This is a genomic window from Bacillus sp. P4_D3 (genome assembly GCF_056401855.1).
Window position 1 is genome coordinate 1 of the sequence record NZ_JBFUIN010000118.1, and the last position, 8639, is coordinate 8639.

General features: G+C 37.8%; 10 protein-coding genes. All 10 read left to right on the plus strand.

What is annotated here, in order from left to right; all coding sequences use genetic code 11:
• Positions 1 to 1365: ATP-dependent protease ATPase subunit HslU (gene hslU, locus AC1DTM_RS13900; RefSeq protein WP_477000366.1), on the plus strand; the 1365-nt coding region annotated here is incomplete at its 5' end.
• 77 nt (positions 1366 to 1442) lie between these two features.
• Positions 1443 to 2222: a GTP-sensing pleiotropic transcriptional regulator CodY gene (gene codY / locus AC1DTM_RS13905; RefSeq protein WP_002160737.1), complete on the plus strand. Its 780-nt coding sequence runs from the start codon at positions 1443 to 1445 to the stop codon at positions 2220 to 2222.
• Between the two features lie 354 nt (positions 2223 to 2576).
• The gene (rpsB, locus tag AC1DTM_RS13910; RefSeq protein ID WP_002088178.1) at positions 2577 to 3278 is read left to right on the plus strand and encodes a 30S ribosomal protein S2; all 702 of its coding nucleotides are present in this window, start codon (positions 2577 to 2579) and stop codon (positions 3276 to 3278) included.
• Positions 3279 to 3381: 103 nt separating this feature from the next.
• A complete protein-coding gene (gene tsf / locus AC1DTM_RS13915) occupies positions 3382 to 4269 on the plus strand; it encodes a translation elongation factor Ts (protein ID WP_002160738.1) in 888 nt (295 codons plus the stop codon).
• Positions 4270 to 4335: 66 nt separating this feature from the next.
• Positions 4336 to 5058 (plus strand): UMP kinase, encoded by a 723-nt coding sequence (pyrH, locus tag AC1DTM_RS13920; RefSeq protein WP_477000367.1) that lies wholly within the window; start codon positions 4336 to 4338, stop codon positions 5056 to 5058.
• Between the two features lie 3 nt (positions 5059 to 5061).
• Entirely contained in the window at positions 5062 to 5619 is a 558-nt protein-coding gene (frr, locus tag AC1DTM_RS13925; RefSeq protein WP_477000368.1) for a ribosome recycling factor, read from the plus strand.
• Between the two features lie 85 nt (positions 5620 to 5704).
• On the plus strand, positions 5705 to 6481 hold the full coding sequence (uppS, locus tag AC1DTM_RS13930) for an isoprenyl transferase (RefSeq protein WP_002111371.1): 777 nt from the start codon (positions 5705 to 5707) through the stop codon (positions 6479 to 6481).
• A gap of 17 nt (positions 6482 to 6498) precedes the next feature.
• On the plus strand, positions 6499 to 7290 hold the full coding sequence (gene cdsA / locus AC1DTM_RS13935) for a phosphatidate cytidylyltransferase (protein WP_002160739.1): 792 nt from the start codon (positions 6499 to 6501) through the stop codon (positions 7288 to 7290).
• Positions 7291 to 7313: 23 nt separating this feature from the next.
• A complete protein-coding gene (gene dxr / locus AC1DTM_RS13940; protein WP_002014547.1) occupies positions 7314 to 8456 on the plus strand; it encodes a 1-deoxy-D-xylulose-5-phosphate reductoisomerase in 1143 nt (380 codons plus the stop codon).
• 11 nt (positions 8457 to 8467) lie between these two features.
• A partial coding sequence (locus AC1DTM_RS13945; protein WP_477000369.1) for a site-2 protease family protein occupies positions 8468 to 8639 on the plus strand: 172 nt, incomplete at its 3' end.

Genomic DNA, 8639 nt, shown 5'->3' on the forward strand with positions numbered 1-8639 from the left:
ATTGTGGAAAAATTAGATCAATACATCATCGGTCAAAAAGATGCAAAGAAAGCGGTTGCTGTAGCTCTACGAAATCGATACCGTCGCAGTAAATTAGTTGAAAATTTACGTGATGAAATTGCACCTAAAAATATTTTAATGATTGGACCGACAGGTGTTGGTAAAACAGAGGTAGCACGGCGAATGGCGAAACTCGTTGGAGCACCTTTTATTAAGGTTGAAGCGACGAAATTCACAGAAGTTGGATATGTGGGTCGAGATGTAGAGTCGATGGTCCGCGATCTTGTTGAAACGTCCGTTCGCATTGTGAAAGAGGAAATGGTAGTTAAAGTTCAAGATAAAGCAGAAGAGCAAGCGAATCAACGTCTTGTTGAAATTTTAGTGCCGAGTCCGGAGAAACAATCTGGATTTAAAAATCCATTAGAAATGCTTTTTGGTGGTAATCAAAATTCAAACCAAACATCTGATGTAGAGGAAGATGATGAAATCGAAAAGAAACGTCAAGATGTGGAAAGAAAGCTTGCGGCAGGCCTTCTTGAAGATGAAGTGATATCGATCGAAGTGACGGAACAACAGTCTTCTATGTTTGATATGTTGCAAGGAACTGGCATGGAGCAAATGGGAATGAATTTCCAAGATGCACTAGGAAGTATCATGCCGAAAAAAACGAAAAAACGTAAACTTTCTGTAAAAGAAGCAAGAAAACTCTTGACAAATGAAGAGGCACAGCGCTTAATTGATATGGATGAAGTTACACAAGAGGCTGTTTATCGTGCTGAACAGCTCGGGATTATTTTTATCGATGAAATTGACAAAATTGCTGGTAAGCAGTCGAATAGCGTAGATGTATCGCGTGAAGGTGTGCAACGTGACATTTTACCGATTGTAGAAGGATCGAATGTAGCAACAAAATACGGGTCAGTAAAAACGGATTATATTTTATTTGTTGCAGCTGGAGCGTTCCATATGTCTAAACCGTCGGATTTAATTCCGGAATTGCAAGGGAGATTTCCGATTCGAGTAGAATTAACAAAATTATCGGCGGATGATTTTGTTAAAATATTAATCGAGCCTGACAATGCGCTAATTAAACAGTACATGGCGTTATTAGCGACTGAAGGTATAGAAATTGAATTTTCAGACGAAGCTATTCGTAAGATTGCTGAGATTGCTTATCAAGTTAATCAGGATACAGATAATATTGGAGCGAGAAGACTTCATACTGTTATGGAGAAGCTCCTTGAAGATTTATCGTTTGAGGCATCTGAAATTACGTTAGAGAAAATAACGATAACACCTCAATATGTTGAGGAAAAATTAGCGACAATAGCTAAAAATAAAGATGTGAGCCAGTTTATTTTGTAATAGTGTCATCAGGTGACTCGCCCTAGTTTCCAAGTGATGAAAAAATATGTAAGTAACATGTAGGAGGAAATTTTGAAATGGAATTATTAGCAAAAACGAGAAAATTAAATGCGTTATTACAGAGCGCAGCAGGAAAGCCTGTAAACTTTAGAGAGATGTCTGACACAATGTGTGAAGTAATTGAAGCGAACGTGTTCGTTGTAAGTCGTCGCGGTAAATTATTAGGATATGCGATTCACCAACAAATCGAGAACGAACGTATGAAGCACATGCTTGCAGAGCGTCAATTCCCAGAAGAGTATACGCAAAGCTTATTCCATGTTACAGAAACATCTTCAAATTTAGGTGTGGATAGTGACTACACAGCATTCCCAGTAGAAAATAGAGAATTATTCGGTCAAGGTTTAACTACAATCGTACCAATCGTTGGTGGCGGTGAGCGTCTAGGTACACTAGTATTAGCTCGTCTTGGTCAAGAGTTCTTAGACGATGATTTAATTCTTGCTGAATACAGCTCAACTGTAGTAGGTATGGAAATCTTACGTGAAAAAGCAGAAGAAATCGAAGAGGAAGCACGTAGTAAAGCTGTTGTTCAAATGGCGATTAGCTCATTATCTTACAGTGAGTTAGAAGCAATCGAGCATATCTTCGAAGAATTAAACGGAACAGAAGGTTTACTTGTTGCAAGTAAAATTGCTGATCGCGTAGGAATTACTCGTTCTGTAATCGTAAATGCACTACGTAAATTAGAAAGTGCTGGTGTTATTGAGTCTCGCTCTTTAGGTATGAAAGGAACATACATTAAAGTGCTAAACGACAAGTTTCTACAGGAACTTGCTAAATTGAAAACAAACTAATTTATAAAAAAACTCTCCTCGGTTGAGGAGAGTTTTTTGTTTTTTTTTAAGAGAATGATTTTGCTTACGTAAGGCGTCATGACAACGTTCATTAGAAAACTATTAATTAACCTTCAATTCCTTGCTTAAAGGAATTGAAGGTTGGTAATACTAGAATTTGAGCGTGAAAAAAAGAAAGTTTTACATTGTTCGCATTTTCGACTTGATTGTAATATTTCAGTATGATATAGTAAGCAGTGGTGTCAGTACAAAGTACACACGTTTACTGATTTAAGTGTTGGTGCTACGTTCGTAGTTTCGCTTAGAGACGAAGTAAACGGAGGATATCAAAAACCATTTAGGAGGAACTAAATTATGTCAGTAATTTCTATGAAACAATTGCTTGAAGCTGGTGTTCATTTCGGACATCAAACTCGTCGTTGGAACCCGAAAATGAAGCGTTACATCTTCACAGAGCGTAACGGTATCTACATCATCGACTTACAAAAAACTGTGAAAAAAGTTGAGGAAGCTTACCGCACGATGCGTGACATCGCTGCTGAAGGTGGAGACATTTTATTCGTAGGTACTAAAAAACAAGCACAAGAAGCTATTAAAGAAGAAGCAACTCGTGCTGGTATGTACTTCGTTAACCAACGTTGGTTAGGTGGAACTTTAACAAACTTCCAAACAATCCAAAAACGTATCAAGCGTCTTAAAGATATCGAAAGAATGCAAGAAGATGGTACTTTCGAAGTACTTCCTAAGAAAGAAGTTGTTCAACTTAAAAAAGAGTTAGAGCGTCTTGAGAAATTCTTAGGCGGTATTAAAGATATGAAAGGTCTTCCAAGTGCATTATTCATAGTAGACCCTCGTAAAGAGCGTATTGCAGTTGCTGAAGCACGCAAATTACACATTCCAATCATCGGTATCGTTGATACAAACTGTGATCCGGACGAAATCGATCACGTTATTCCAGCAAACGATGATGCAATTCGTGCTGTAAAACTTCTTACATCTAAAATGGCAGACGCGATCCTTGAAACAAAACAAGGTGAAGAAACTGTTACTGCGTAACAAATTTGGAAAGGTGATAAGGGGTTCGGCCTTTTATCACCTTTTTTAAGGTATAAACACCTTTATAAAAGGTATAAATACATATTTTAGGAGGATGAAAAATATGGCAATCACTGCACAAATGGTAAAAGAACTTCGCGGAAAAACTGGCGCAGGTATGATGGACTGCAAAAAAGCTTTAACTGAAACTAATGGCGACATGGAGAAAGCAATTGACTTCTTACGTGAAAAAGGTATTGCGAAAGCTGCTAAAAAAGCAGACCGCATCGCTGCTGAAGGTTTAACTTTCATCGAAACAAACGGTAACGAAGGTTTAATCTTAGAATTAAACTCTGAAACTGATTTCGTTGCGAAAAACGAAGGTTTCCAAGCATTAATTAAAGAATTAGCTGCTCACTTATTAGCTAACAAACCTGCTAACGTTGAAGAAGCTATGGCTCAAACAATTGAAGGCGGCAAAACAGTAGAAGAGTACATCAATGAAGCAATCGCTAAAATTGGTGAAAAACTTACACTTCGTCGTTTCGAAATCGTATCAAAAACTGATGCAGATGCATTCGGCGCTTACCTACACATGGGTGGACGTATTGGTGTATTAACAGTTCTTGAAGGTTCTACTGATGAAGCAGCTGCTAAAGATGTAGCAATGCACATTGCAGCAGTTAACCCTAAATACATCGACCGCGATGCTGTAACAGCTGAAGAAGTTGAGCATGAGCGTCAAGTATTAACACAACAAGCTTTAAACGAAGGCAAGCCTGAAAAAATCGTTGCGAAAATGGTAGAAGGCCGTCTTGGCAAATTCTTTGAAGAGATTTGCTTACTTGACCAAACATTCGTTAAGAACCCTGATATGAAAGTTCGTCAATTCGTTGAGTCTAAAGGCGGAACATTAAAAGGATTCGTTCGCTACGCTGTTGGTGAAGGTATCGAAAAACGCGAAGACAACTTTGCTGAAGAAGTAATGAACCAAGTAAAAGGTAACAACTAATACAGATTAGGGAACACATTGTGTTCCCTTTTTTAAAATAAAGATGTAAGCAATTGGAGGTTCATTATGAGTAAACCGAAATATGATCGTGTCGTTTTAAAGCTAAGCGGAGAAGCTTTAGCTGGCGAGCAAGGATTTGGAATTAACCCAGCTGTTATTAAGTCGGTTGCGGAACAAGTGAAAGAAATTGCAGAACTTGATGTAGAGGTTGCTGTTGTTGTTGGTGGCGGTAACATTTGGCGTGGGAAAATTGGAAGCGAAATGGGCATGGATCGTGCAGGAGCAGATTACATGGGCATGTTGGCAACAGTTATGAATTCATTAGCTCTTCAAGATAGCTTAGAGAATATTGGAATTCAAACTCGCGTACAAACTTCAATTGAGATGCGTCAAGTGGCAGAGCCTTACATTCGTCGTAAAGCAATTCGTCATTTAGAGAAAAAACGTGTTGTTATCTTTGCTGCAGGTACTGGTAACCCATACTTCTCTACAGATACAACAGCAGCATTACGTGCAGCTGAAATCGAAGCGGACGTTATTTTAATGGCGAAAAATAATGTGGATGGCGTATATAGTGCAGATCCATCTATTGACCCAACAGCTACGAAATACGAAACACTTACTTACTTAGATGTACTAAAAGCAGGTTTAGGTGTAATGGATTCTACAGCTTCTTCTTTATGTATGGATAATGATATTCCATTAATTGTATTCTCGGTTATGGAAAAAGGTAACATTAAACGTGCCGTTTTWGGCGAAAATATTGGAACAGTTGTAAGGGGGAAATAAATTATGGGACAACAAGTATTGAAGTCTTCAAATGAAAAAATGGAAAAAGCAGTTGCTGCTTATTCTCGTGAATTAGCAACAGTTCGCGCTGGTCGTGCAAGCTCGTCTGTATTAGATAAGGTACAAGTTGATTACTATGGTGCACCAACACCAGTTGTGCAATTAGCGAACATTACAGTTCCAGAAGCACGTTTGCTTGTAATTCAACCTTACGATAAAACTTCTATCGGTGATATTGAAAAAGCAATTTTAAAAGCAGATTTAGGCTTAAACCCTTCTAATGATGGAACTGTAATTCGTATTGCATTCCCTGCATTAACAGAAGAGCGTCGTCGTGATCTTGTAAAAGTTGTGAAAAAATATGCTGAGGAAGCAAAAGTTGCTGTTCGTAACGTACGTCGTGACAGTAATGATGACCTTAAGAAGCTTGAAAAAGCTGGCGRCATTACAGAAGATGATTTAAGAGGATATACTGAAGATATCCAAAAAGAAACAGATAAATATATTGCAAAAGTTGACGAAATCGCAAAAAACAAAGAAAAAGAAATTATGGAAGTGTAATAGCGATAATTTCGCAAATATGACCCTCTTCTTAAGGGGGTCTTTTTACACTTTTAGGCATACGTCTGCTTGTTGGAGGGTATGAATGATGTTTAAAAAGTTTCCTTTTTTTAAAAGTAAAAAGGTCACATCGTTTGATCATCTCATTGAAAAAGTGAAAAAAGGATATATCCCAGAACATATTGCTATTATTATGGATGGTAATGGAAGATGGGCAAAGAGAAGAGCCATGCCTCGCATTGCTGGTCATCATGAAGGTATGCAAGTTGTGAAGAAAATCACAAAATTTGCAAGTAAGCTTGATGTGAAAGTATTAACTCTTTATGCTTTTTCGACTGAGAACTGGAAAAGACCGAAAAAAGAAGTTGATTATTTGATGAAGCTTCCAGAAGAATTTTTAGGTGCATTTTTACCAGAGTTGATTGAAGAAAATGTACAAGTCCGAGTAATAGGGCAAAAAGATCGTCTTCCTACGCATACGCGCAGAGCGATGGAAAAAGCCATGGAAGATACGAAAGAGAATACGGGATTAATTCTTAATTTCGCGTTAAACTATGGAAGTCGAGATGAAATCGTTTCTGCTGTGCAACATATGATGAAAGATAGTGAGGAAGGAAAAATTCGTTCGGAAGAAATAAGTGAAGAAATGATTTCTTCTTACTTAATGACGAGTTCTTTACCTGATCCAGAGCTGTTAATCCGTACAAGCGGAGAGCTACGTATTAGTAATTTCATGTTATGGCAAATTGCTTATTCGGAATTTTGGTTTACAGATGTGTATTGGCCAGATTTTACCGAGGAACATTTGCTAAATGCGATTACAGACTTTCAACATAGAGGGCGCAGATTCGGAGGCGTGTAGAAAGAGAGGGTTTGGTAGTGAAACAGAGAATTATTACTGGAGTGATTGCTGCCGCGCTATTCATTCCCATCGTAATTTACGGTGGCGTGCCTTTTACAGTTTTAGTGTATGCACTTGCTTCTATAGGTTTATATGAATTAATTCGTATGAACAAGCTTACGCTTATTTCGGTACCAACAGTTTTAGCTGCAGTATTATTGTGGATTATTTTAATTCCGAGTAGTGCATCAGAACTGTTTACGTGGATTGGATTAGGTAAATTAGAAATCACATTTGTGATTGTTTTATTACTTTTATCATATACAGTCCTTTCTAAGAATACATTTACTTTTGACAATGCTTCATTTTTACTTATGGCAACGACATATGTTGGAATGGGATTCTTATATTTAAATGAAACGAGAATATTAGGAATCAAATATGTGTTCTGTGCACTATTTGTCATATGGGCAACTGATTCAGGTGCCTATTTCATAGGAAAAGCATTTGGAAAAAGAAAATTGTGGCCAGAAATTAGTCCGAATAAAACGATTGAAGGTTCATTAGGCGGTATTGTTTGTGGAATTGTTGTTGCACTTGTTTATAACATGTTCTTCCCAGTTGAAGCGAATGTAGGAATTTTAATCGTTCTGACGATTATCATTTCTATTTTTGGACAAATTGGTGATTTAGTGCAATCTGCCTTTAAACGCCATTATGGTGTAAAGGATTCCGGTACAATCTTACCTGGACATGGTGGTATTTTAGATCGAACAGATAGTTGGTTATTTGTGTTACCAATTCTATACTTCTTATTACAATACAATTAATAAATGAACGAGGGGTTGGAGTCATGAAAAACATTAGTTTACTAGGTGCAAGCGGATCAATCGGTACACAAACATTAGATGTGTTACGCTCGCACCCAGACCAATTCCGTCTCGTTGCTTTTTCTGTAGGGAAAAATGTTGATTATGCAGTAAAGGTAATTCAAGAATTTTCTCCGCAAATTGTCTCTGTGCAAAGAGAGGAAGATGTTTTAAAATTACAAGCTGTTTCTGGTAATACAAAAGTAGTATATGGTAGCGAAGGCTTATTAGAAGTAGCGCTACACCCAGATACAGAAATTGTAGTGAATGCTGTTGTAGGTAGCGTAGGGTTGTTACCTACACTCCGCGCAATTGAGGCGAAAAAAACAATTGGAATTGCAAATAAAGAAACGTTAGTAACTGCAGGGCATCTTGTAATGGAAGCAGCACGAAAACATAATGTATCGTTACTTCCAGTAGACAGTGAACATTCAGCTATTTTTCAATGCTTGAATGGTGAAAATGAAAAAAGAATCTCTCGCTTAATTATAACTGCTTCAGGCGGAAGTTTTCGTGATAAAACGAGAGATGAATTGCATCAAGTGACCGTAGAAGATGCACTTCGTCATCCAAACTGGTCAATGGGTTCGAAAATTACAATTGATTCTGCTACAATGATGAATAAGGGGCTAGAAGTAATTGAAGCACACTGGCTTTTTGGTATCCCTTATGAGCAAATCGATGTTGTTCTACATAAAGAAAGTATTATTCATTCTATGGTTGAATTTGAAGATCGTAGTGTAATGGCACAGCTTGGCTCACCTGATATGCGAGTACCGATTCAATACGCGCTTACATATCCTGATAGATTACCTCTTTCAGACACGAAACAGTTAAATTTATGGGAAATGGGAACATTGCATTTTGAGAAAATGAATCAAGAGCGTTTCCGTTGTCTACGTTTTGCGTATGAAGCTGGAAAGACAGGTGGAAGTATGCCGGCTGTAATGAATGCGGCAAATGAAGTAGCTGTTGAAGCTTTTTTACAAAAGAGAATTGGTTTCTTAACAGTGGAAGACCTCATTGAAAAAGCAATGCACCATCACACTGTCATTGCACGTCCGAGCTTAGAGGAAATTCAGGAAATTGACGCAGCCACAAGACGGTTTGTGATGGAACAAATTTAGCAAAGGTGGTTATGGAATTGAATACAGCGATTGCCTTTATATTAATTTTCGGTGCACTCGTATTTTTCCATGAGCTAGGGCATCTATATTTCGCAAAAAGAGCAGGTATTTTGTGCCGCGAGTTTGCGATTGGTTTTGGTCCAAAAATATTCTCATTTGAAAAGAATGAAACGGTGTATACGA